This is a genomic window from Curtobacterium sp. 24E2 (assembly GCF_016925595.1).
GTDB lineage: Bacteria > Actinomycetota > Actinomycetes > Actinomycetales > Microbacteriaceae > Curtobacterium.
In genome coordinates this window covers 1,340,613-1,363,007 of record NZ_CP068987.1, presented here as the reverse complement: position 1 = coordinate 1,363,007, position 22,395 = coordinate 1,340,613, and the positions used below count along the sequence as shown (strand labels likewise).

Annotated in this window: 21 protein-coding genes and 3 pseudogenes; 10 read left to right on the top strand and 14 right to left on the bottom strand. The window is 71.2% G+C overall.

From position 1 onward, the window contains the following. Positions 1-34 precede the first annotated feature (34 nt). From JN350_RS06855 to JN350_RS06840, 4 genes and pseudogenes are all read right to left on the bottom strand, one after another. Positions 35-2,406, bottom strand: a pseudogene (locus JN350_RS06855) (beta-xylosidase/alpha-l-arabinosidase). Between the two features lie 107 nt (positions 2,407-2,513). Then, positions 2,514-3,395, bottom strand: a complete 882-nt coding sequence (locus tag JN350_RS06850) for a carbohydrate ABC transporter permease (RefSeq protein ID WP_123313217.1) — start codon at positions 3,393-3,395, stop codon at positions 2,514-2,516. Next, the gene (locus tag JN350_RS06845) at positions 3,395-4,417 is read right to left on the bottom strand and encodes a carbohydrate ABC transporter permease (protein WP_123313216.1); all 1,023 of its coding nucleotides are present in this window, start codon (positions 4,415-4,417) and stop codon (positions 3,395-3,397) included. The genes JN350_RS06850 and JN350_RS06845 overlap by 1 nt, the downstream gene beginning before the upstream one ends. Before the next feature lie 2 nt (positions 4,418-4,419). Then, positions 4,420-5,718 carry an ABC transporter substrate-binding protein gene (locus tag JN350_RS06840; protein WP_205464025.1) on the bottom strand — a complete coding sequence of 433 codons (1,299 nt, stop codon included), beginning with the start codon at positions 5,716-5,718 and terminating at the stop codon, positions 4,420-4,422. Between the two features lie 145 nt (positions 5,719-5,863). Here JN350_RS06840 and JN350_RS06835 point away from each other — a divergent pair, with 145 nt between their 5' ends. Beyond that, positions 5,864-6,907, top strand: a complete 1,044-nt coding sequence (locus JN350_RS06835; protein ID WP_205464024.1) for a LacI family DNA-binding transcriptional regulator — start codon at positions 5,864-5,866, stop codon at positions 6,905-6,907. Here JN350_RS06835 and JN350_RS06830 read toward each other — a convergent pair whose 3' ends face one another. Beyond that, on the bottom strand, positions 6,908-7,891 hold the full coding sequence (locus tag JN350_RS06830) for an AraC family transcriptional regulator (protein ID WP_205464023.1): 984 nt from the start codon (positions 7,889-7,891) through the stop codon (positions 6,908-6,910). Positions 7,892-8,012: 121 nt separating this feature from the next. On the opposite strand from JN350_RS06830, the gene JN350_RS06825 reads away from it, so the two are divergent. Continuing rightward, on the top strand, positions 8,013-8,459 hold the full coding sequence (locus tag JN350_RS06825) for a MarR family winged helix-turn-helix transcriptional regulator (protein WP_194648820.1): 447 nt from the start codon (positions 8,013-8,015) through the stop codon (positions 8,457-8,459). A 71-nt stretch (positions 8,460-8,530) separates the two neighbouring features. Here JN350_RS06825 and JN350_RS06820 read toward each other — a convergent pair whose 3' ends face one another. Genes JN350_RS06820 through JN350_RS19110 form a run of 4 tightly spaced genes read right to left on the bottom strand, consistent with a single transcriptional unit; the run spans position 8,531 to position 11,998 of the window. Then, on the bottom strand, positions 8,531-10,375 hold the full coding sequence (locus JN350_RS06820; RefSeq protein WP_205464022.1) for a choice-of-anchor G family protein: 1,845 nt from the start codon (positions 10,373-10,375) through the stop codon (positions 8,531-8,533). Beyond that, positions 10,372-11,100, bottom strand: coding sequence for a hypothetical protein (locus JN350_RS06815; protein WP_205464021.1), 729 nt, complete (start codon positions 11,098-11,100; stop codon positions 10,372-10,374). Before JN350_RS06815 ends, JN350_RS06820 begins: the two co-directional genes overlap by 4 nt. Further along, complete coding sequence (locus tag JN350_RS06810; RefSeq protein ID WP_205464020.1) at positions 11,097-11,648, bottom strand: signal peptidase I; 552 nt, start codon at positions 11,646-11,648, stop codon at positions 11,097-11,099. The genes JN350_RS06815 and JN350_RS06810 overlap by 4 nt, the downstream gene beginning before the upstream one ends. Positions 11,649-11,656: 8 nt before the next feature. Beyond that, on the bottom strand, positions 11,657-11,998 hold the full coding sequence (locus JN350_RS19110; protein ID WP_240347596.1) for a hypothetical protein: 342 nt from the start codon (positions 11,996-11,998) through the stop codon (positions 11,657-11,659). 57 nt (positions 11,999-12,055) lie between these two features. Here JN350_RS19110 and JN350_RS19105 point away from each other — a divergent pair, with 57 nt between their 5' ends. Next, positions 12,056-12,256, top strand: coding sequence for a hypothetical protein (locus JN350_RS19105; RefSeq protein ID WP_240347595.1), 201 nt, complete (start codon positions 12,056-12,058; stop codon positions 12,254-12,256). Between the two features lie 260 nt (positions 12,257-12,516). On the opposite strand, the gene JN350_RS06800 is transcribed toward JN350_RS19105, so the two are convergent. From JN350_RS06800 to JN350_RS06780, 5 genes and pseudogenes are all read right to left on the bottom strand, one after another. Beyond that, positions 12,517-13,365 carry a carbohydrate ABC transporter permease gene (locus tag JN350_RS06800; RefSeq protein ID WP_228510603.1) on the bottom strand — a complete coding sequence of 283 codons (849 nt, stop codon included), beginning with the start codon at positions 13,363-13,365 and terminating at the stop codon, positions 12,517-12,519. After that, entirely contained in the window at positions 13,365-14,336 is a 972-nt protein-coding gene (locus JN350_RS06795; RefSeq protein ID WP_205464019.1) for a carbohydrate ABC transporter permease, read from the bottom strand. The genes JN350_RS06800 and JN350_RS06795 overlap by 1 nt, the downstream gene beginning before the upstream one ends. A 322-nt stretch (positions 14,337-14,658) precedes the next feature. Further along, positions 14,659-14,868: pseudogene (locus JN350_RS20690) on the bottom strand (hypothetical protein); the annotation flags it as partial. Beyond that, entirely contained in the window at positions 14,865-15,608 is a 744-nt protein-coding gene (locus tag JN350_RS06785; RefSeq protein ID WP_205464018.1) for an extracellular solute-binding protein, read from the bottom strand. The pseudogene JN350_RS20690 and the gene JN350_RS06785, both read right to left, overlap by 4 nt. A 372-nt stretch (positions 15,609-15,980) precedes the next feature. Further along, a complete protein-coding gene (locus JN350_RS06780) occupies positions 15,981-16,997 on the bottom strand; it encodes a LacI family DNA-binding transcriptional regulator (RefSeq protein ID WP_205464017.1) in 1,017 nt (338 codons plus the stop codon). A gap of 174 nt (positions 16,998-17,171) precedes the next feature. On the opposite strand from JN350_RS06780, the gene JN350_RS06775 reads away from it, so the two are divergent. From JN350_RS06775 to JN350_RS20680, 7 genes and pseudogenes are all read left to right on the top strand, one after another. Continuing rightward, entirely contained in the window at positions 17,172-18,383 is a 1,212-nt protein-coding gene (locus JN350_RS06775) for a sugar ABC transporter substrate-binding protein (RefSeq protein ID WP_205464016.1), read from the top strand. Between the two features lie 147 nt (positions 18,384-18,530). Continuing rightward, the gene (locus JN350_RS06770; RefSeq protein WP_111084886.1) at positions 18,531-19,391 is read left to right on the top strand and encodes a carbohydrate ABC transporter permease; all 861 of its coding nucleotides are present in this window, start codon (positions 18,531-18,533) and stop codon (positions 19,389-19,391) included. Continuing rightward, complete coding sequence (locus tag JN350_RS20685) at positions 19,388-19,672, top strand: hypothetical protein (protein ID WP_461964093.1); 285 nt, start codon at positions 19,388-19,390, stop codon at positions 19,670-19,672. Before JN350_RS06770 ends, JN350_RS20685 begins: the two co-directional genes overlap by 4 nt. Continuing rightward, positions 19,594-20,277 carry a carbohydrate ABC transporter permease gene (locus JN350_RS06765; protein WP_461964090.1) on the top strand — a complete coding sequence of 228 codons (684 nt, stop codon included), beginning with the start codon at positions 19,594-19,596 and terminating at the stop codon, positions 20,275-20,277. The genes JN350_RS20685 and JN350_RS06765 overlap by 79 nt, the downstream gene beginning before the upstream one ends. A 47-nt stretch (positions 20,278-20,324) precedes the next feature. After that, positions 20,325-21,171, top strand: a pseudogene (locus JN350_RS06760) (ThuA domain-containing protein). Continuing rightward, positions 21,168-22,019 carry a Gfo/Idh/MocA family protein gene (locus JN350_RS06755; protein WP_461964087.1) on the top strand — a complete coding sequence of 284 codons (852 nt, stop codon included), beginning with the start codon at positions 21,168-21,170 and terminating at the stop codon, positions 22,017-22,019. The pseudogene JN350_RS06760 and the gene JN350_RS06755 overlap by 4 nt, the downstream one beginning before the upstream one ends. Next, the gene (locus JN350_RS20680; protein WP_461964084.1) at positions 21,992-22,270 is read left to right on the top strand and encodes a hypothetical protein; all 279 of its coding nucleotides are present in this window, start codon (positions 21,992-21,994) and stop codon (positions 22,268-22,270) included. Before JN350_RS06755 ends, JN350_RS20680 begins: the two co-directional genes overlap by 28 nt. Positions 22,271-22,395: the final 125 nt, after the last annotated feature.

Here is a 22,395-nt window from a genome sequence, read left to right as displayed (position 1 = left end):
TCCGCACGGCCCGCCCCATCGGCGCGGCCCCGGTTCAGGCCACCGTCCACTCGACGACCCGCGGGTCGTCCAGCGTCACCTCGCGCACCGGCCCCGTCACGTCGACCGTGGCGCGCTCCGTCGCGGAGCCGGGGACGGGGTGTCGGACCGGCCCGTCGCCGGACGCGACGATCCCACCTGCCGGTACCGGGCCTCCCGGTCGTGACGCCGCCGCGTGGGAGGCGACCCAGACCTGCACGTCCCCGGGTTCGACGACCCGGCGCATGCGACGGTCGGTGAACGCGAACCGCTGGACGGGGACGCGGAAGCGGACCCGGGTGGACTCCCCGCGGCGAGCGCGACGCGCGCGTAGCCGAGCAGCTGGACCTCGGGTCGGGTGACGCTGCCGTGCACGTCGTGGCCGTAGAGCTGGACGACGTCCTCGCCCGCGTGTGCGCCCGTGTTCCGGACGGTCACCGAAGCGTCGAACCACCCGTCGGAAGGCACCGACGCGCCGACCGTCAGCTCCTCGTACGCGAACGTCGTGTAGCCGAGGCCGAAGCCGAACGGGCGGACCGGCGTCGAGTCGGCGGCGGTGACGTCCGAGGGTCCGCCGAGCCGCGGGTGCAGGTACGTGTACGGCTGGGCGCCGGCAGCCCGCGGCAGCGAGACGGGCAGGCGGCCGGACGGTGACGCGGCTCCCGTGAGCAGGTCGGCGATGGCGGTGCCGCCCTCCTCGCCGGGGAAGAAGGCCTGCACGACGGCGGCGGGACGTCCAACGCCGGCCGGGCCAGCGGCACCGTGGTCGGCCCCGGCGTCGCCGTCGAGCGCCCACCCGATCGCGTAGGGGCGCCCCGTCAGCAGCACCATCACGGTGGGGGTGCCGGTGGCGACGACCGCCTCGACGAGCGAGCGTTGCACACCCGGCAGGTCGAGCGACGCGGTGTCGTTGCCCTCGCCCACGGTCCCGCGGCCGAACAGGCCGGCCTGGTCGCCGACGACGACGACCGCGACGTCGGACGCAGCGGCCACCGCGACGGCGTCCGCGAACCCGGCACGGTCGGTCCCGGTGACGGCACAGCCCGCGGCGAAGCGCACGGCGTCGCCGCCGAGGGCCTCGACCATCGCCTCGCGCACGGTCGGGATGGCGAAGCCGAGCGGCAGGTCGGGGTGCGACGCGAGCACGTGGTTCGCGAAGGAGTAGCAGCCCTGCAGGGCCTCGGCACGGTCGGCGTTCGGGCCGATGACGGCGACGGACGCTCCGGCGCGCAGCGGCAGGACAGGCGTGCCGGCCGGCACGTCGTGGTTCGAGAGCAGCACCAGCGACCGCGCCGCCAACTGCTTCGCCAACGACCGGTGCAGCGGCGTGTCCAGGTCGATCCCGGTGGGCGGTTCGTCCTCGAACGCCTGCGGGTCGAGCAATCCCAGGCGTTCCTTCTGCCGCAGCACCCGCAGGACCGCTCGGTCGACCAGGGCCTCGTCGAGCAGCCCCGAACGGACCCGCTCGACGAGCGGTGCGAGGTACGCGTCGCCGGTGGGCAGCTCGACGTCGATGCCGGCCTCGAGCGCGAGCGCCGCGGCGTCGCCACGATCGGCGGCGATGCCGTGCATGACCTCGAGGAACGCGACCGAGAAGTAGTCCGCGACGACGGTGCCGTCGAAGCCGAGTTCGTCACGCAGCAGGCCGGTCAGCAGTTCGCCGTTCGCCGCGACGGGCACGCCGTCGACCTCGGCGTACGAGTTCATGACGCTCCGGGCGCCCCCGTCGCGCAGGGCCATCACGAACGGCGGCAGGTACACGTCGGCGACCTCGCGCGGGCCGACGTGCACGGGCGCGTGGTTCCGCCCCGCCTGCGAGGCGGAGTACCCGAGGAAGTGCTTGAGCGTCGCGTCGACGCCGGCCGCCTGCAGGCCGCGAACGTAGGCGGTCCCCACGGTGCCGACCAGGTACGGGTCCTCGCCGATGCACTCGTCGACCCGCCCCCATCGCGGGTCGCGCACCACGTCGAGCACCGGGGCGAGCCCCTGGTGCACGCCGAGCTGCCGCATCGACGCGCCGATGGCGGCGCCGACCTGCTCGACGAGGGCGGGGTCGAAGGCAGCACCCCACGCCAGCGGGGTGGGGAACGTCGCGGCCTTCCACGCGGCGAGCCCGGTCAGGCACTCCTCGTGCACGAGCGCTGGGATCCCGAGCCGGGTCTCGCGCTTGAGTCGCCGCTGTTCCGCCCACAGCCAGGCCGCGCGGTCGTCGGGTTCGACCGGTCGCGTTCCGTAGACGCGGGTGAACTGGCCGATGCCGTCGCGGGTGATGTCCGCCAGGGTGCGGCCGTCGGCGGCCGCCGCCATCTCACCCTGCATGGGCGCGACGACGCCGGTCTGGTCGAGCCAGTAGCCGACGAGCTGCGCCGCCTTCTCGTCGAGGGTCATGGCGGCGAGCAGGGCGGTGGCGCGGTCGGGTCCGGTCGCGTCGGGTGCGTCGTGGTCGGCCTGGAGGCGCGGCTGGCGTCCGGTGTCCCGGGTCGCGTCCGTCGTCGTCACCCCTTCACCGCCCCGGTCAGGCCGCCGACGATGCGGCGCTGGAAGATGGTGAAGAACACCAGTGCCGGGATCATCGACATCGACGTGAACGCCAGCACCTTGGCCGTGTCGACCGAGTACTGCGACGAGAACGCCTGCACGCCGAGCGGCAGTGTGTAGCTGCCCTCGTTGTTCAGGATGAACAGCGGCAGGATGTAGCTGTTCCAGCTCGCGATGAATGCCAGGATGCCGACCGTGACGACACCCGGCAGCGACAGCGGCACGACCATGCGGAAGAAGAACCCGAGGCGGCTTGCGCCGTCGATCGACGCTGCCTCTTCGAGCTCGTCCGGGATCGCCCGCAGGAACGGCACCAGGATGATGACCGTGGTCGGCAGGGCGAAGGCGATCTGCGGCAGGATCACGCCGGCCAGGCTGTTCGTCAGCCCCAGGTCCTTCACGAGCAGGTACAGCGGCGTGATCGCGACGGTGATCGGGAACATCAGACCGGCGGCGAACAGGGCGTACAGCGCACCGCGGCCGGCGAACCGGTAGCGGGCGAGCACGAAGCTCACCATCAGGCCGAGCACGACGACGCCCGCGGTGGTGGTCACGGCGCTGATCGTCGAGTTCGCGAGCTGCTGCCAGAAGATGCCGCTGGACAGGACGGACCCGTAGTTGCCGAGCTCGAACGGCGCGGGCAGCCCGGCCGGGCTCGTGGTGATCTGCGAGTTCGTCCGGAAGCCGCCCAGCACGATGTACAGCACCGGGGCGAGGTTGGCGGCGACGAACAGGATCGCCACCAGGTAGGTGAGCGGGTTCGCGCGACCGATGGCCGCGCTGGACCGCCGCTCCCGCGTGGCCCGCCGGCCGGGGGCGACGATGCTCGTGGTGGCCATCAGTTCTTCCTCTCGGTGAGTGCACCCGCGGTGTCGCGGCGGAGCACGAAGCGCTGGTAGATCAGGGCGACGGCGAGCGAGATCACGAACATGACCACGGCGACGGCGCTGCCGAAGCCGAAGTTGCCGGACGTGCGGCCGTTGGCGACCATGTACGTCGCCATCGTCGAGGTGCCTGCGGTCGACGAGATGTACTGCCCCCAGATGATGTAGACGAGGTCGAACAGCTGCAGTGAGCCGATGATCGACAGGAACGCCCAGATCCGGATGGTGGGGCCGAGCAGCGGCAGGGTGATCCGCCGCTGGATCTGCCAGTAGCCGGCGCCGTCGATGGCCGCCGCCTCGAACAGCTCCTCGGGGATGCTCTGCAGGCCGGCCAGGAACAGGATCACCGCGAAGCCGATGTACTTCCACGAGATGATCACGAGCAGGGTCCAGATGGCGATGTCCGGGTTGGACAACCAGTCGGCCCGCAGCCCGCCGAGGCCCATGCCCTGGAGCAGGTCGTTCACCGCGCCGTTCGACTGGAGCATCAGGCTCCAGCCGGTGCCGACGATCACCTCGGAGATGACGTACGGCACGAACACGAGCACGCGGACGAGCCCGCGGCCGTGCATCTTCTGGTTGAGCAGCAGCGCGAGCACGATGGCGATCGGCCCCTGCAGCACGAGGGACAGCACGACGATGAAGCCGTTGTGCATCAGGACCGCGTGGAACGCCTTGTCCTGGAAGATGATCAGGTAGTTCTGCAGCCCCACGAAGTCGGTGGGTGGGCCGTAGCCCTGCCACTTGAAGAACCCGTAGTAGGCGGCCAGCACCACGGGCAGGATCACGAAGGTGACGAAGACGATGACCGCGGGGCCGGCGAGCACCGCGATCTCGACGCGCTTCCGCCAGTCCGCGATGCGACGCGTGGACCGCCGTCCGGCGGGGAGCGGCGTACCGCTCCCCGCCGGGGACGTCCCCGCGGCCGTGTCCGACCCGGTGGTCGGGGTCGTGCCGAGCGAGGTGTCGAGGGTCATGGTCAGCCCTTGGCCGCAGCCTGGTTGGTGGTGTCCACGATGTCCTTCGCGCTGCCCTTGCCGGCGAGCAGGTCGACGACGCTGGTGTTCAGCGCGTTGCCGACGTTCTGGCCGTACAGGGTGTCCAGGTACTGCGAGACGAACGGGGCCTCCTGGTAGGCGGCGAGGGCCGACTTCAGGTAGTCCGCGTCGACGACCGACTGGGCCTCCTGGTTGACCGGGATGGCCTGGAACGCCGTGTAGTAGGCCTCCTGGTTGTCCTTCTGCACGATGAAGTTGAGGAAGTCCGTGCAGGCCTTCTTCGGGGCCTTCGCCGAGCAGGAGTTGCCGTCGACGCCGCCCATCATCGACTTCGGGTCACCCTTGCCACCGTCGATGGTCGGGAACGGGAACCAGCCGAGGTCGGCCAGCGGCTTGCCGTCCGGGGTGAGCGAGCTGATCACGCCCGGGTCCCACGCCCCCATGAGCTCCATGGCGGCCTTGTGGTTGGCGAGCAGACCGGCGGAACTGCCGGCACCCTGCTGCGCGGCGGTGGTCAGGAAGCCGTTGTTGAACGGCTCGGTGGCGTTGAAGTCCTCGAGCTGCTCGCCGGCCTTCGTCCAGCAGGCGTTGTCGAACTCGAGCGACTTCGCCGCGCCCTCGAGCGTCTTCTGGCTGCACTCGCGCAGCGCGAAGTTGTAGTACCAGTGGGCGGCGGGCCAGGCGTCCTTCGCGCCGACGGCGACGGGGTCGATGTCGGCGGCCTTGAGCTTCGCGATGTCGTCGTTCAGCTCGTCCATCGTGGTCGGGGTGCCGTCGATGCCGGCCTTCTGGAACAGGTCCTTCGAGTACCAGATGCCCTCGGGGAGCACGGCGCCCGGCATGGCGTAGGTGGCGCCGTCCTTCTCGTAGCCCGCGAAGGTCCCGGCGCTGATCGACTTCTTCGCGTCGGCGCTGATGGAGTCGGAGATGTCCATGAGCTGCCCGGCGGCGATCATCGCGTCCATCTTGCCGCCGCCGCGCTGCAGGAAGACGTCCGGCCCGTCGCCCGAGTTGAGCGCGGTCTGCAGCTTGCCGTCCAGGTCCTCGTTCTGAATCGCCTGGGTCGTGATGGTGACGTTCGGGTACTTCGCCTCGAACGCCTTGACCGTCGAGGCCCAGTAGGCCTTGCCCGGTCCGGTGGTGGAGTTGTGCCAGAAGGTCATCGTGACCTTCCCGTTGCCGTCGTCGGCCGCGTTGCCGCCTGCCGAGCAGCCCGTGGCCACCAGTGCTGTCGCCCCGATCAGCGCGATGGCTGCCGCGGCACGGATCTTCCTCGTCATCGTGGAACTCCTCGTGTCGTCGTTGACATGCAGCGACATCCACTGCCGCTGCGGAGAGCGTGCCAGGTGCTCCTGCCGCTTGTCAATCGATATCGATAACGTTTTCTACGCCGTTTCGACGCCGCATCAGCGGTACGGTGAGCACATGGACTCGGCACTCGGCGCGCGTCCCGGTGCCGGCCGGGTGACGATCGGCGACGTCGCACGGGTCGCGGGGGTCTCGATCCCCACCGTGTCGAAGGTCATCAACCAGCGCGACGGCGTCGCCGCGGCCACGATGATCCGCGTGCAGCAGGTCGTCGCGGACCTCGGCTACGAGACGTCCCTGGTCGCCCGCAGCCTGCGGAGCTCCCGCACCGGGGTCGTCGGCATCCTGGTGCCCGAGTTCGAGCCGTTCTCGACCGAGCTCCTGCGCGGCATCTCGAGTGCGACGACCGGCACCGGCTACGAGCTGCTCGCCTACGCCGGCCTGATGACCGGCGCCGACCGTCCGGGCTGGGAACGCCGGTCACTGTCACGCCTGTCCGGCACCCTCATCGACGGCGCCATCGTCGTCACCCCGACCACGGCCCTGTCGAGCTCGTCGATCCCGGTCGTCGCGATCGACCCGCACACCGGACCCGAGGGCCACGCGACGGTCGACGCCGACAACGAGGGCGGGGCCGTCCAGGCCGTCGAGCACCTGCTCAGGCTCGGGCACACCCGGATCGCGCACCTGCGCGGCCGCGTCGACCTGGCGTCCGCCCAGCTGCGCGAGGCCGGGTACCGCTCCGCACTGACCGCTGCCGGACTCCCGATCGACGAGCGGCTCGTCCGCGACGGCGACTACCAAGAGGAGCAGTCCGCGGCCGTGGCGCGGGACCTGCTCACGATGGACGAGCGACCGACCGCGGTGTTCGCCGCGAACGACTCGTCGGCCGTCGGTGTGCTGCGGGCCGCGGCGGAGCTCGGCCTGCGGGTGCCGGAGGACCTGTCCGTCGTCGGGTTCGACGACGTCCCCCAGGCGTCGATCACGACACCACCCCTCACCACCGTCTCGCAGCCGCTTGCCGAACTCGGGTCCCGCGCGGTCGAGATGCTGTTGACGATGCTCCGTGGCGAGGCCGCGTCGGACCACGTCCGCCTGTCGACCACGCTGCGGGTGCGTTCCAGCACCGGCCCCGCGCCGCGCCGCGCGCCTGATCGCTGATCAGCGGCGCAGGGTCTGCTTCGGGTACTCGCCGAACCGTGCCGCGTACGACGCCGAGAACCGGCCGAGGTGCGCGAACCCCCAGCGTCGGGCGACGTCCCCGATCGCTCCGACCTGCGGGTCGAGTGCGAGGAGTTCGCTGCGCACGCGGTCCAGACGGACGTCCCGCAGGTAGGTGAGCGGGGACACGTCGAACACCCGACGGAACGACTCCTGCACCGACCGCACGCTCAGGCCGGCCACCGCGGCGAGGTCGGCGATGGTCACGGTCTCGGACGCATGCGCGTGGACGTACTCGACGGCGGCGCGCAGCCGGGCGTTCCGCGGCAGGGCCAGTTCCGCCGGCAGGTCGTCGAGCTGCGGCGGGAAGGTCTCGAGGAACGCGGCGATCGCGAGCGACTTCGCCTCGGTCCAGGTCTCCGAGTCCGGACCGCCCACACGGAGCGCGCGGGACAGCGCGGCGAGGGCACCCTGCCACCGGCCGTACATCGCCTTGTCCGGTTCGCGCGCGTGGTCGAAGCGGAGCGGCCGGTCCCCCAGGTCGAGCTGTTCGCCGGCGATCCGGTGCACGAGCTCCCGGTCGAGGTGCACCAGGCGCTGGTCGTGGTCCTCGGCTGCGAAGACGAACGCGGTGTCGCAGGGCAGGAGCGTCGGCACGTTCCGGTGCAGGTCCACCCGCTGCCCGGCGACGTCGAGGTGGGCGCTGCCGCTCGTCATCCACGCGACGATGTAGTCGGTGCTGATCGGCATCGCACCGCGCAGCACGCCGCGCATCTGGGACCGACGGATGCTGATCTCCGTGTCGCCGACCGCGGTGTAGCGGTAGACGAAGTCGCTGCCGGTCTGCTGGGCGGACCACTGATCGGCACCGTGCACCGTGGCCAGGTCACGCGCCGCGGACTGCGGATCGATGCCGGACACCTCGAAGCGGACCGGCTCGCTCGCGCGTCCACCGGCGCGCGGGGCCTCGGAGGTGTCAGTCACGGTGCATCGCCCCCGTGCCGGACACCCGAACCTGACCGCGCGACTCGTTATGTGGATACGCTGACCCGGTGAGCACGGCGTACGGTGGCGCAGACCCGACCGGTTCGAAAGGGGCGCTCCCGTGAGCGATCTCGACCTCGTGGCGGCACTGACGCGACTCGAAGCAGCGGTGTCCGCGCTGCGAGCGCGGCTGCGCGAGCAACTCGACGTGTCCGGCAGCGACCTGACCGTGCTGCAGTTCGTGTCCCGCGCCGAAGCGGCCGACCGGACCGTCCGTGTGAAGGACCTCGCGCAGCACCTCGGCCTGACCGGACCGGCGGTGACCGGCATGGTGGACCGACTCGAGCAGAGCGGACACCTCAGCCGTGTGCCGAACCCGGCCGACGGGCGGAGTCGGCACATCGAGCTGACCGAGACCGCCAGGCGTGACTACTCGATCGCCATGGACGGCACGAACAAGCACCTGCACGAGCTGTTGGCCTCCTTCTCGGAACGGGACAGGGTCCGGTTCGTCCGGATCGTCGACCGCATCATCGCGGCCGTCGACCTCGGCGCCCCGAGCCCCTGAGGGCAGGGTACGGGCGGTCAGCGTGCGGCTCCGGCGATTGTCCGCCATGCGCAGCTAGGTAACGATGCTACCTATCTCGGGCACGGGCGGCATCGAGGAGCGGCACGGAGTTCGGCCCCACCACGGCGCTGGCCAGGTCGACGCGGGCCAGTCCCCCGGGCACCAGGGCGTCCGCGATCGACAGGCGGAGTGCGGTCTGCGTGTACTGCCGGGTCGTCGCACGGCCGGCAGGGGTCGCGGCGGCGGCGAGGTCCTGCTGCACGTTCACCCGGAGTGAGAGCACCCCGGGCAGCCGCGCGAGGACCGTCCCGAGCGCACGGACGACCGGGCCGCCGATCGTCGTCGTCAGCGTCGTGCCGAGCGTCCCGACGAGCGCGAACAACCGGGTCGTGAGCGTCCCCACCACCGCCTGGGTCAACGGGTTCACGAGCGACGTCGCGAGGCCGGTCACGACGCCGAGCAGGCCGCCCAGGTCGAGTCCGAGCAGCGCGACCCCGACCGACAGCTCTCGTCTGGCCCGCCATGAGCGCCGCGACCCCGGTGTCGACGCCGATCGACAGCGTGGCGATCTTCACGCGGATGCCGAGCACCAGGGGTGCGCTGAGGTCGGCGGCGAGCGCGATCCGGACGTGCAGGGACTCGAGCGCGGTCGTCAGGGCGGTCGTGATCTTCCCGGCCCAGGCGTCCACGACCTGCCCGAGCCGGTCGGCCAGCGCACCGAGGGTGACGGCGTCGAGCACCACCTCGTGGTTCGGCGGCAGGTCGTTGAGCCCGTGCTCGTCGTCGCCGAGCAGGTGCGCGAGGTCGACCCGGACGGATCCGGCCGACAGGTCGAGCGACAGTGTGCCGCCGGCGTCCTGCACGGGTTCGGCGAGCAGCGGCGCGACCGCGCCTGCCAGGTCCGGCCCGGTGATCTCGACCGTGCCACCGATGGTGCCGAGCCCGAGGCTGCCGGTGAGCCCGCCGAGCACTCCGAGCACGCCCTGGTCGATCGTGCGTGCGAGCACCCCGTCCTGCCCGCCGAGCGCGTCGACCGCGGCGTCGAGCTGCACCACGGTGTCGTTCACCGCCGTGACGAGCGCGCCGACGAGCGGGCTGTCCACGCGGAGGTCGAGGCTCGCGATCCCGTAGTCGCGCTCGAGCCCGGCGGGCCCGCTGTCGGCAGCGACCTGCTGCACTGCGGCCCGCAGGTTCGTCGCGAGCGTGCGCTGGACGACCCCGCCCCACACGTCCTCGCTGATGGCGTCGCACCCGGCGAGCTGCGCACTCGCACCGACGGCCCCGACGTCGAGCCCGACGTCGGTGACGTCCGCGATGCCCGGTAGTGCGCGGCCGAGCGTGATCGAGGCCGGGTCGGGCAGGTCGCCGGACGGGGTCGTCGGTGTGACGAGCACGCCACCGGAGTCCGCGACGAGCCCCGACGCCGCCACGGCTTCTCCGGTTCCCGACGCCGTCGCGACCTGGTTCACCGCTCCGGCCGAACCGGCCGGCAGTCCGAGGCCGAGACCGGTGAGGTCGATGCCCGCCACGTCGCCGAGCAGCCCGACGTCGAGCGGGTTGCCGAACGCCTGCGTGAACGGGCGGCCGCCGGTGCCGAGCTCGGGCGCGGTGGCCGGCTCGACCGATGCCGGTGCGGCGCCGGTCTTCGCGACGTCGACCCCGCGCACGGTGGCGACGTCGTCGAGGTCGATGCCGGCGATGCTCCCGCCCAGGAACCGGCTCGAGGCCGTCGACGTGTAGTCCGCGTCGGTGCCGCAGTCGAACGACGACGTCCCCACGGCCCCGTGCGCCCACTCGCGGTCCGACCACGACGCGGTGCTCGGGACGGCGGTGGGCGTGACCAGGGCTGCTGCGACGACGATGCCGGTGACGACCGCGATCCGGCCACGGCGCAGGTGCAGCGGACGCCGGCTCACGACCGGCTCCTGGGGCGTCGGAGCCGGAGGGCGACGCCGGTGAGCAGGGCCGCGACCGCGACGAGCACCGGCCCCGCGAACCCACCACCCGTCATCGCGAGCACGACCGGGCCGACGCCAGCGCCGTCTCCGTCGCGTTCGCCGCTGCCGTGCGCCGGGCGTCCGGACACGACGGGTTCCCCGCCGCCGGCGGTCACGCCGACGCCGACCTCGGCGGTCCGGGGCACCGTGGTCGCGGCGTCACCGAGGGACAGCCGGACGAGCAGGTACGCCGAGCCGTCGCCGTCCGGGTCGGGCACACGGACCGACGGCGCGGAGGTCGCCCAGTCGACGAGGGGGACCGTGTCGACGAGGGCGGCCGTCGGCCCGCCACACGTGGGAGCTCCGGACGGGTCCCCCCACGGCTGGTCGCACGTCGCCACCGACACGAGCACGCCGTCCGTCCCGCCCGGCGGCCCGCCCCGCCCGGTGAGCTGCAGGTCGAGGGTGACGGGGCCGGGTTCGTCGACGCTCGTCCGCACCTGCCACGTGACGTCGCCGTCGTGCCCCGCCCCGGGCAGCACGAGGGGCTCGGGACCGGTGTGCAGCACCAGCCGGCCCGGCGTGCCGGTCTCGGCCACGGGCCTCCAGTCCGTCGCGGCGACCGCCACCGCCGTCGTGCCGATCCCGGTCGCACCGACGAGCACCGCGGCGACCGCCGCGGAGGTGGCGAGGACGCGGGTCACGAGTCCTCCCGCCGGACCGGCCAGAACGCCCACGCGACGAGCACGCCGACGAGCGCGACCGCCAGCCCACGGGCCGGGGCACTCGTGACCACGACGAGCACCGAGCCCAGGCCGGGGGCGTGCGCCAGCACGAGTCCGACGTGCCGGACGACGTACGGGTCGCGATCGTCGGATGCGTTGTCGTCGCCCCGCAGGGTCAGCGACCGCGCCGCGGTGTCCCCCGGGACCCGGTCCACCGCGACCACCCGGTGGGTGACGGGCAGGGCCGACCCCGCACGTGGGACCGTGACGACGTCCCCGTCGGTGATCTCGGCCGCGGGGACGCGGTGCGTGATGGCGAGCCCACCCGCAGGGATCGTCGGGGCCATCGACCCGGTGGTGACGACGACGAACGACAGTCCGGTGAACGCCACGGCGGCCCAGGCGAGCAGGCACGTGAGTCCGATCGCGCCGGCGACCGTCAGGACGACGGATCGGACGCGGTCGGCGGGACGACGGGGCGGCGCCGCGCCCTCGTCGGAGGACGTCGGCGCGGTGGAGCCGCGCACGGCCGCGCTCAGTCGGACTCGGCGGCGAACTGCCACGCGGGCGCGGCCGTCCGCCCCTGGAGCGCGTCGACCGTTGTGCCGGCGGGCAGCGTCGGCGACGCCGGCAGCGAGACCTCGAAGCAGTACACCTGCGTCGACCCGCCGGCCGCGGCGAGGGGCCGCGCGATCGTCGCGGCAGCCGTGCCGAGCGGCCCGGACGCGACGCTCGTCCACGGCACGTCGAACGCGGTGGCGTCGCACACGGCGGTGGTGTCCGTGATCGCGGCGACCCGGACCTGCAGGGCGTTCCACAGCACGTCGTCGGCGTCGGAGACCGTGACCCCGGACGCCGGGACCGCTGCTCGGAGCACCAGGTCGCCGGCGATCGAGTCGGCGGTGGTGCGGAGCGCGACGGGGCGTAGGTCGCCGTGCCCGGCGACAGGGCGAGCGCGTCGACGGTGAACCGGAGCGCCTGGCCCGGGTTCGTCTCGTCCGAGGTGAAGCCAGCCGCGGCGAACGGTGCCGTGACGTTCTGCTCGACCTCGAACCCGGAGGTGCCGACGCCCGGCCCGCCCGAGCCGTCGCCGCCGAACACCCACTCGGTGTCCGTCCAGGACGCGAGCGTGTAGCCCGCGCCACCGATGACGAGGACCCCGCCGGCAGCGAGTGCGAACACCCGGTTGCGGCGCCGGGTGCGGCGGGCGGTGTCGTCCGCGGCGCGACGGCCGTGGGTGCGGGCGCGCGGGGGCGCAGTGCTGTCAGTCATGACGAGTCTCCTGATCCGTGACGCCGATCGGTGGCGGCCACGGTCGGGGTGGTTGGTCCCGGCCGTCGCCATCGACGTCTGCTCCGATCCTGGCGGACTATCCCTCAGGAATCAATGGACGCGTCACCCCTTGACGGCACCGGAGGTGAGGCCCGACACGATCGAGCGGCGGAACACGAGCACCAGGATCACGATCGGCACCGTCGCCGCGACGCTCGCCGCGAAGATCTGCGCGAAGGGCACCGTGAACTGCGTGCCGAACAGCGCGATGCCGACCGGGATCGTCCGGAACGAGTTCTCGCTGTTGAACGTCAGCGCCATCAGGAACTCGCTCCACGACGCCGTGAACGTGAACACCCCGACCGTGAACAGGCCCGGCTTCGCCATCGGCAGGATCACGCTGAGCACGGTGCGCCAGGCCCCGGCCCCGTCGATCTCGGACGCTTCCTCGATCGTCGAGGGGATCCCGACCAGGTAGTTCCGCATGATCCAGATGGCGAACGGCAGGTTGAACGCGACGTACGGCACGATCAGGCCCGGGTACGAGTTGAGCAGTCCGAGGTTGCGCTCGAGCAGGTACAGCGGGGTGAGCACCGCGATCGCCGGGAACACCGACAGCATGAGCAGCGACGTCATGATCGCCGTGCGGCCCTTGATCCACCGGCCGGCGAGCGCGTAGCCCGCCAGGAACGCCAGCGCGAGCACGATCACCGTCGTCGACACCGAGACGATGACGCTGTTCACCATGTACTGCCCGAGCGCGTTGTCGCGGAAGGCCACCACGAAGTTGTCGAGGGTGAACGACTGCGGGAACGCGGTGGGCGGCGACTGCCCGATCTCGGACGCCGGCTTGAGCGACGTCGACACCAGCCAGTACAGCGGCAGCGCCGTGAGCACCGCGATGACGACGCCGCTGACGTTGACGGTGTTGACCCACCTGCGCCAGCCCTTGCGCACACGTTGACGGGGCATCAGGCATCCCCTCCCTTCGCCTGGTTCCGGAACGCCCGGAGGAACAGCAGACACCCGGCCGCGACGATGATCGCGGTGGACGTCGCGATCGCCGCGCCCGGGCCGATGTTGATGTCCTGGAACAGGACCTTGTAGCCCATGATCGCGAGCGACTGGGTGGCGGTGCCCGGTCCGCCGTTCGTCAGCACGAACGGCAGGTCGAAGACGCCGAACGCCTGCAGGATGCGGAACAGCACCGCGATCGTCAGCGTCGGGGTGAGCTGCGGCAGGACCACCCGCCAGAACGTCTGCCAGGTGCTGGCCCCGTCGAGCTCCGCGGCCTCGTAGTGGTCCTCGGAGATCTGCACGAGCCCGGCGAGCAGGATGATCGCCACGAACGGTGTCGTCTTCCAGATGTCCGCGACCATCAGGCCCGTGATCGCGGGCACCGGTTCGCCGAGGATCACCGGGGCGTCCCCGAACAGGCCGAAGAACCAGGTCGCGACGCCGTAGGTGCTGTCGTAGATGTACTTCCACAGCTGCGCGTTGACGATGGTGACGAGCGACCACGGGATGAGCATGAGCGCGAGCATCCAGCCGCGGGTGGCCCCGAGCCGCTCGAGGACCAGGGCGACGAGCATGCCGAGCACGAGCTCCACCGAGACCGTCACGACCGTGTACAACACCGTGAAGCCGAGCGCCCGGTACCAGTCGGCGCTCTGCAGCAGGGCCGCGTAGTTGCCGAGCCCGAACGACTGGATCGTGAACCCCTCGTAGCCGACCTCGACGTCCGCGAAGCTCAGGACGATCGAGTAGACCACCGGGAAGATCGTCACCGCCGCGACGACCAGGAGCGCCGGGGCCGCGAAGCCCCACGCACCCCGCGCGCGGATGCGGTCGAGACGCGACCGTCCGCTCAGGCGCGGCGGCGGGTCGAGGCGGCCCGTGCCTCCCGGCCTGGTGCCCGACCGTGTGGCCGTGCCGGCGGTCACAGCGCCTCCCCTGCAGGGCGAGCGCGATGGCCGAGGCCATCGTCCTCGTGCCGCCGTCGACGGACGCCTGTCCGCCGAGGATGCTGTTGCCGTTCTGGTACACGCCTTGTGAGACCTTCGGGTAGTACGCCGTCGACGTCGGACGGGGCACGAGCGTGATACCGGCCGCGGTGTCGTAGGTGGGACGCTGCTGGCGCTTGGCGTCCTCGCTGACGAGCGACGCGCTGCGGGCCGGCAGGACGCCGCCCTCGCGGGTCAGGAACTGCTGCGCCGTCTCGCTCGACATCCAGCGCGCGAACGTCAGTGCTGCCGCGGGCTGCTGCGTGTGCGGGTTGATGTAGTTCCCCCACCCACCGATGGTGGAGTGGTGCTCGTCCTGCCCGTCGAACGTGGGACGGGCGGCGAGCCCGACCTTGCCCGCGACCCGGCTGTCCGGCCCGTTCGCGATGCCCCACGCGTACGACCAGTTGCGCAGGAACGCCGCCCGACCGCCCGAGAAGGCGTCGTTCGTGTCCTGCTCCTGGTACGTCAGCGTGGCCCGGGGCTTGCGCCGTCCGTGACCAGGGACCGCATGAACTCGAACGCCCGCTTCGTCTCCGAGCTGGTGGTCTCGGGCTTCGTCAGGTCGTCGTTGAGGAGCGAGCCGCCGGCGTCCGCGACGAACTCGGTGACGTTGCAGGTGAGGCCCTCGTACACGTCGCCCTGGAACGCGAACCCGTACGACACGTCACCGGTGTCGACGAGCTTCGCGGCCGTCTCGCGCACTTCCTCCCACGACCCCGGCACCTGCAGGGAGTGCTTCGCGAGCAGGTCCTTCCGGTACAGGAAGAACGACTCGTCGATGTAGAGCGGGAACATGTAGTACGTCCCGTCGACGCTCGCCGCCTGCCGCAGGCCCTCGGGGAACTGGTCGAAGAAGTCCTCGCCCACGAGCTGGTTCACGGGGGTCGCGAGCTTGTTCTTCGCGAACTGCCCGGGCCAGGCGACGTCGCCGAGGTACACGTCCGGCGTGCTGCTGCCGGCCGCGATCTGCGTCGTCAGGCTCGTCCGGTTCGTGTCCGTGTCGCTCGGGGCGCTCACGATGCGCACCCGGATGTTCGGGTGCTCCTTCCGGAACTCGGCGATGAGCCGGCGCCGCAGGTCACCGCCGTCCTTCGAGGCGACCTGACCCGCCCACCAGCTGATCGTCGCCTCGCCCTCCGGCGGGTCGGTGGGCCAGTCCTGGACCAGCGTGCGCTCGGGGCGCGTGGAGCAACCCGCGAGGAGCAGCACCCCGCTCCCCCGAGCAGGAACATCCTGCGGTCGATGGCCATCCGTCCTCCTCGACGTGTGGTGCTGCGAACCTGTGCATCCACACAACCAACGGACCCTGAGCGCCCGGTGGGCGGGGGTCGTTGTCGCGAAAGCGACAGCTCCACGCCGACAGTTCGCGGGAATCTGTCGCTTCGGCGAGTGGGGCGGGTGAGCCGCGGGGCGGCGGCCTGGAGGCCCGTGGCGGGGCCGCACCGCGCCTCCCGGCCGACACATGGGCGCGAAAGCGACAGAACGCGCGCTGGCGCCCCCATCAGTGCTGCGCGAGCGACAGTGTGCCGCGAACCGTTCGCGGAGATCTGTCGCTTTCGCGGGCGGCGCCGGCGGGGATGGTCAGGCGGGCGCGGGGGCCGTGGACTCCGCGGTGCGGAGCGTGCACGGCAGCAGGAAGTGCGGCAGGTCGTCGGACGTGCCGTCGAGCTGCTCGATGAGGGCGTCAGCGGCCCGGATCCCGAGCTCCTGGCCCGGGGCGACCATCGTCGACAGCCGTGGGTAGTGCTGGTCGGCGTTCGCCTCGGACGACGCGATGCTGAGCACGGAGACGTCCTCGGGGACCCGCCGGCCGGCGGTGTAGAGGCCGACGAGGACGCCGGCGGACGAGTCGTCCTTCATCACGAGCAGCGCGGTGACGTCGGGGTCCGCCGCGAGGAGGTCGCTCGTGGCCTGGCGTCCGCCGTCGCTGCCCGGCCCGGCGGTGACGACCGTTCCGGCCAACCCGCGCTCGGCGATCGCTCGCCGGAAGGTCGCCTCGACGCGCAGGTGCGGGGCGTAGCCGGCCATCGGGGTGCCCTCGAGGTCCTCGAGCACGAGTCCGAAGCGGCGGTGCCCGAGCGTCTCGAGGTGGTCGAGGCTGTCCTCGATGGTCGTCTCGAAGTCGATGTCGACGAAGGGCAGACCGCTGCTGTCGCGGGTCCGGCCGATCAGGGTGAACGGCACGCCGAGGTCGGTGAGGACGGCGACGCGGGGGTCGTCCATCCGCACCTCCATCAGGATGACGCCGTCCACGAGCCCACCCGAGACGAGGTCGTCGAGGTCGTCTCCAGCGGGGTCCACCGGCCAGAGCACGAGGTGGTGTCCCCGCTCGGACGCCCGTTCCGCCGCACTCATGAAGAACTGCGAGGTCGTCGGGCTGAAGCGGTTGCCGGTGGTCGGGAACAGCAGCGCGATGATCCGGGTCCGCCGGCTCGCCAGGGCCCGGGCGACGACGTTGCCGCGGAACTTCAGCTCGCGCATCGCGGTCTTCACCCGCGCGGTCGTGCCGGGGGTCACGTACTTCGTCCCGTTCACCACGAAGGACACGGTGGCGATCGAGACCCCCGCCCGATCGGCGACCTGCTGCATCGTGGCCATGGCGCTGATCCTAGCGCGCACGAAGTCAGAAAAGCGCTTTACAGGTGAAGCGCTTATCTGTTAGCTTCTCGCCCCAGGAGCACAGCGACGATGACGTCAGCGGCCTCGTCGATGCGTGCCTGCCCCAGCATCCGTGAAGAGAAGAGCTCTGCAATGAAGCAAAGATTCCCCTCCATGTCCCGCCGGACGCGCGCCCTCGTCGGCGCAGTCGCCGTCGTCGCCACGATCCCCCTGGTCCTGTCCGGCTGCTCCGGCTCCGGATCGGCCTCGTCGGGCGGCAGCAAGGCCCTGACGATCGAGGACTACTACGACGCGAACTACAACCCGGTCTACAAGCAGTGCGCGAAGGACGTCGGCGCGACGGTCACGATCAACCACGTCGCCGGCGCCGGCCTGATCGCGAAGGTGCTGCAGCAGGCATCGTCGAAGACGCTGCCCGACGTCCTCATGCTCGACAACCCCGACGTCCAGCAGATCGCCTCCTCCGGTGCGCTGTCCGACCTGTCGGACTACGGGCTCGACGCCGACGGCGACGTCCCCGGCGTGAAGGCGGCGAGCACCTACAAGGGCAAGCTCTACGGCCTGCAGTCGAACACGAACTCCATCGCGCTCTACTACAACAAGAAGCTCCTGGCGGACGCCGGCGTCCAGCCGCCCAAGACGTGGGACGAGCTCAAGGCCGCCGCGAAGACACTCACCAAGGGCTCGACCTACGGCTTCGCGATGAGCAACATCAACACGTACGAGGGCACCTGGCAGTTCCTGCCGTTCTTCTGGTCGAACGGCGGCGACGAGAAGGACATCGCCACCGCGGACGCCACCCAGGCGCTGCAGCTCGTCGAGGACCTGCAGGACGACGGCTCGATGTCGAAGAGCTCGATCAACTGGGCCCAGGCGGACGTCAACAACCAGTTCCTGGCCGGCAAGGCCGCGATGATGATCAACGGTCCCTGGCAGCTGCCGGCGCTCAACGAGAAGAAGGGCCTGGAGTTCGACAGCGTGCCGATCCCGACGCGCACCGGCGAGGCCACGGTCGCACCGCTCGGCGGCGAGGCGTTCACCGTCCCGCAGACCGGCGACAAGGACAAGATGCAGCTCGCCGGCAAGTTCGTCGGCTGCCTCCACTCGCAGAAGATGCAGAAGACCCTGTCCGAGGTGAGCGGCAACGTGCCGACCAACCTCGAGGCCGGCGCCGCCTGGGCGAAGGACCACCCGCAGGTCGCGTCCTTCGTCACCACGGTGCAGACCGCCCGCGCCCGCACCGGTGAGCTCGGACCCGACTGGCCCAAGGCCGCCACGAAGATCTACACCGCCGTCCAGCTCGCCCTCACCGGCAAGGCCAGCCCCGAGGCAGCGCTCAAGCAGGCGCAGTCGCAAGAGCAGTAGTCCACGGGGAGCCGGCCGACCGGTCGGCTCCCTCCGGCGTGCAGGAAAGGACCCCGGCGTGAGCGCCTCGACACAGACACGACCACGGACGATCCCGCCCGTGGTGACCCCCGACCCGGGCAGCGACGAGCCCGGTTCCGTTCCGGCGTGACCCGATGGCTCTTCGTGGTGCCAGCGGCGGTCTTCGTGGCCGTCTTCTTCGGCTACCCCGTGGTGAAGAACATCATCATGTCCTTCCAGGACTACACGACGGCGACCTTCTTCACCGGCGAAGCCCCCTGGGTGGGGCTCGGCAACTACATCTCGGTGTTCCAGAGCTCGGTCTTCACGACGAGCCTCGTGAACACCGCCCTGTTCACGGCCGGCTCGATCATCCTGCAGTTCGTCATCGGGCTGAGCCTCGCGCTGTTCTTCCGTCGGCACTTCCCGCTGTCGGGCTTCCTGCGGGGTCTGCTGCTCCTGCCGTGGCTCCTGCCGCTCATCGCCTCGAGCGCGGTGTGGAAGTGGCTGCTCGACCAGGACAGCGGGGCACTCAACCAGCTCCTCGGCCTGGTGGGCATCGCGCCGGTCCCGTGGCTGGTCAGCCCGAGCCTCGCGCTCATCGCCGTCATCGGCGTCAACGTGTGGCTCGGCATCCCGTTCAACACGACCATCCTCTACAGCGGTCTGCAGTCCGTCCCGCCGGAGCTCTACGAGGCCGGGTCGCTCGACGGCGCCACCGGGTTCAAGGCGTTCTGGTACATCACGTGGCCGAGCATCCGGTCGGTGGTCAGCGTCGTGGTCGTGCTCGGGGTCGTCTACACGTTGAAGGTCGTGGACATCATCCTCGGCCTGACCGGCGGCGGGCCGGCGAACTCGACGCAGACCCTCGCCACGAACGCGTACCACCAGTCGTTCATCAACTTCCAGTTCGGCATCGGAGCCGCGGTGAGCAACGTGCTCATCGTCGTCTCGTTCGTCTTCGCGATGGTCTACATCGCGATCTCCCGGAAGGCGGTCGACGAATGAGCGTCGGACTCGCGAACCAGACCGTCACCGCCACCCGCGCGATCACGACGAAGCGGACCACCCGGGCACCCCGCCCACGCGGTTCCGCCAAGGGCATCCCGTTCACGATCCTCGGGTGCGTGTTCCTCGCGATCATGGTGTTCCCCGTCTACTGGATGGTGAACACCAGCCTGCAGGCGACGTCCGGGGCCGCCACGGCGACGTGGTTCCCGTTCTCCCCACCTTCGCCGGGTACGAGGCGGCGTTCGCCCAGCAGGGGCAGAACTTCCTGTCGAGCATGATCATCGGCCTCGGCACCGTCCTGCTGACGCTGGCCATCGCGACGCCGGCCGCCTACGGGCTGGCCCGGTTCCGGATGCGCGGCGGCCGGGTGTTCCTGCTCGTGCTGCTCATCACCCAGATGATCCCGGCGATCGTCATCGCGAACGCGCTGTACACGCTGTTCAACAACATCGGGCTGCTCAACAGCTACGTCGGGCTGATCCTGGCCGACAGCGCGGTCCAGGTGCCGTTCGCCATCCTGCTCATGCGGGCGTTCATGGAGTCGATCCCGCCGAGCCTGGTCGAGGCGGCACTCGTCGACGGCGCCAGCGACTTCCGGGCGTTCGTGTCGATCGTCGTGCCGATCAGCCGGAACGCCATCGTCACCGCGGCGCTCTTCACGTTCCTCGGCGCGTGGGGTGACTTCCTCATCGCACTGACCCTGACGTCGACCACCGCGGTCCGACCGATCACGCTCGGCATCTACAACTACATCGGGTCGAACGTCACCGACTGGGGGCCCGTCATGGCGACCTCGGTGCTGGCGTCCCTGCCCGCTGCCGTCCTGCTGATCTTCGCGCAGAAGTACATCTCCGCTGGTGCCCTCGGCGGTGCCGTCAAGTGACGGCCCCGGACCGACGCAACCATGCAACCCAGCCAGAAAGGCACACCATGACCACCACCCCGCTGCGCATCACCGTCTGGGGCGAGAACGTCCACGAGCAGGTCGAGCAGCACGTCGCCGAGCGGTACCCCGACGGCATGCACGGCGCGATCGCCGACGGCATCCGCGAGAACCTGCCCGAGGCCGTCGTCCGGACCGCGACCATGCAGGAGCCCGAGCACGGCCTGACCGACGAGGTCCTGGCCGCGACGGACGTCCTGACCTGGTGGGGGCACGCGGCGCACCAGGACGTCGACGACGCCGTGGTCGACCGGGTGCACAAGCACGTCCTGTCCGGCATGGGCCTGGTCGTCCTGCACTCCGGCCACTGGTCGAAGATCTTCGGCAAGCTGATGGGCACCACGTGCACCCTGCGCTGGCGGAGCGAGCACGACCAGGAACTCGTCTGGACCGTCAACCCGCAGCACCCGATCACCCGCGGTGTCCCGAACCCGATCGTCATCCCCGAGCAGGAGATGTACGGCGAGTACTTCGACGTCCCGACCCCAGACGAGGCTCGTCTTCATCTCGGGCTTCACCGGCGGCGAGGTGTTCCGGAGCGGCATGACGTACCGCCGCGGCCTGGGGAAGATCTTCTACTTCTCGCCCGGCGACCAGGACTTCCCCGTGTACCACCACGAGGACGTCCGCCGCGTGATCGCGAACGCGACCGAGTGGGCGCGGCCGGAGCGCGAGCGTGAGATCCCGACGCTCCGCCGCTACGACCTGGGCGAGTACTTCGATGGGCAGCACTACCGCGGCCCATTCGACGACGCGCCCGTCGAGGACGCCCCTGTCGAGGACGCCGCCGTCGGCGACGCCCCCGTCGACGGCCACGCCGGGGCGCAGGCGTGACCGCGCTCCGCGTCCTGCAGGTCGGCGCCGGGGGCATGGGTCGGGCTTGGCTCGGCACCGTCGCAGCCGACCCCGACGTCGAACTGGTCGGCATCGTCGACCTCGACCTCGACGCCGCCCGGGCCGGTGCCGAACACGCCGGCGACCCGAGCATCCCCGTCGGCACCGACCTGACCGTGCTCGCCGCCGAGACCGGCGCACAGGCGGTGCTCGACATCACCGTCCCGGTCGCGCACCACCCCGTCACGCTGCAGGCCCTGCACGCCGGTCTCCCCGTGCTCGGCGAGAAGCCCGCAGCGCAGACGGTCGCCGAGGCGCTGTCGCTCGCCGCGGCCGCCGAGGCCACCGGACAGCTGTTCATGGTGTCGCAGTCGCGGCGCTACAACGACCAGCTCGTCGCGTTCCGCCAGCACGTGCGCGGTCTGGGCGCGATCGGCGGCCTGGGCACCCGGTTCGCCAAGGCCCCGCACTTCGGCGGCTTCCGCGAGCAGATGGACGACGTCCTGCTGCTCGACATGGCGATCCACGCGTTCGACTCCGCCCGTTACGTGCTCGAACGCGACCCGGTGTCGGTGTACTGCGAGTCGTGGAACCCGTCGTGGTCCTGGTACCGCGGCGACGCGGCGGCGGCAGCGGTCTTCACCTTCGAGGACGACGTCCGGTACGTGTACGACGGCTCGTGGTGCGCGCCGGGGGCCGAGACCTCGTGGAACGGCGACTGGCGGGCCTCGGGTGCCGCCGGCACGGCGCTGTGGGACGGCGACCACCCCCGTCCAGCGACCTCGACGGCGCCGCGGGCACGCCGTCGGCCGCCGCCAGCGTGGGGCACGAGATCGCCGGGGCGCTGACGTCCTTCGTGCACGCCGTGCGCTCGGGCGAGACCCCGGACGGCGAGGTGCACGGCAACGTCATGAGCCTCGCGATGGTCGAGGCGGCGATCGCCTCGACCCGCACCGGGCAGCGCATCGTCATCGACGAGGTGCTCGAGCGTGCACACGCCGACGCACTCGCCGCCGAGCGGCACGAGGCGGTCCGCGACCGCCTGGCGTCGTGGCGCTCGGTGCGCGAGGCCCTGAGTGCGTCGGTGCCCACGTCGTAGGGCCCACGACCCGCCCGGCAAGCCCGGCCCGCCCGGCACGCCCGCGTGTGTCCCCCGGAGGTTCCGAGATCTCGGCATGTCGGCGTCTGACAGCATCCGGATCGGAACCTCGGCGGACGTGAGCG

Coding starts and splice junctions, on each gene's coding strand:
- JN350_RS06835 (WP_205464024.1), top strand. CDS start 5,864: ATGGACTCGGCACTCGGCGCGCGTCCCGGTGCCGGCCGGGTGACGATC.
- JN350_RS06840 (WP_205464025.1), bottom strand. CDS start 5,718: ATGACGAGGAAGATCCGTGCCGCGGCAGCCATCGCGCTGATCGGGGCG.
- JN350_RS06775 (WP_205464016.1), top strand. CDS start 17,172: ATGTCCCGCCGGACGCGCGCCCTCGTCGGCGCAGTCGCCGTCGTCGCC.
- JN350_RS06800 (WP_228510603.1), bottom strand. CDS start 13,365: ATGCCCCGTCAACGTGTGCGCAAGGGCTGGCGCAGGTGGGTCAACACC.
- JN350_RS06845 (WP_123313216.1), bottom strand. CDS start 4,417: ATGACCCTCGACACCTCGCTCGGCACGACCCCGACCACCGGGTCGGAC.
- JN350_RS20685 (WP_461964093.1), top strand. CDS start 19,388: ATGAGCGTCGGACTCGCGAACCAGACCGTCACCGCCACCCGCGCGATC.
- JN350_RS06850 (WP_123313217.1), bottom strand. CDS start 3,395: ATGGCCACCACGAGCATCGTCGCCCCCGGCCGGCGGGCCACGCGGGAG.
- JN350_RS06780 (WP_205464017.1), bottom strand. CDS start 16,997: ATGGCCACGATGCAGCAGGTCGCCGATCGGGCGGGGGTCTCGATCGCC.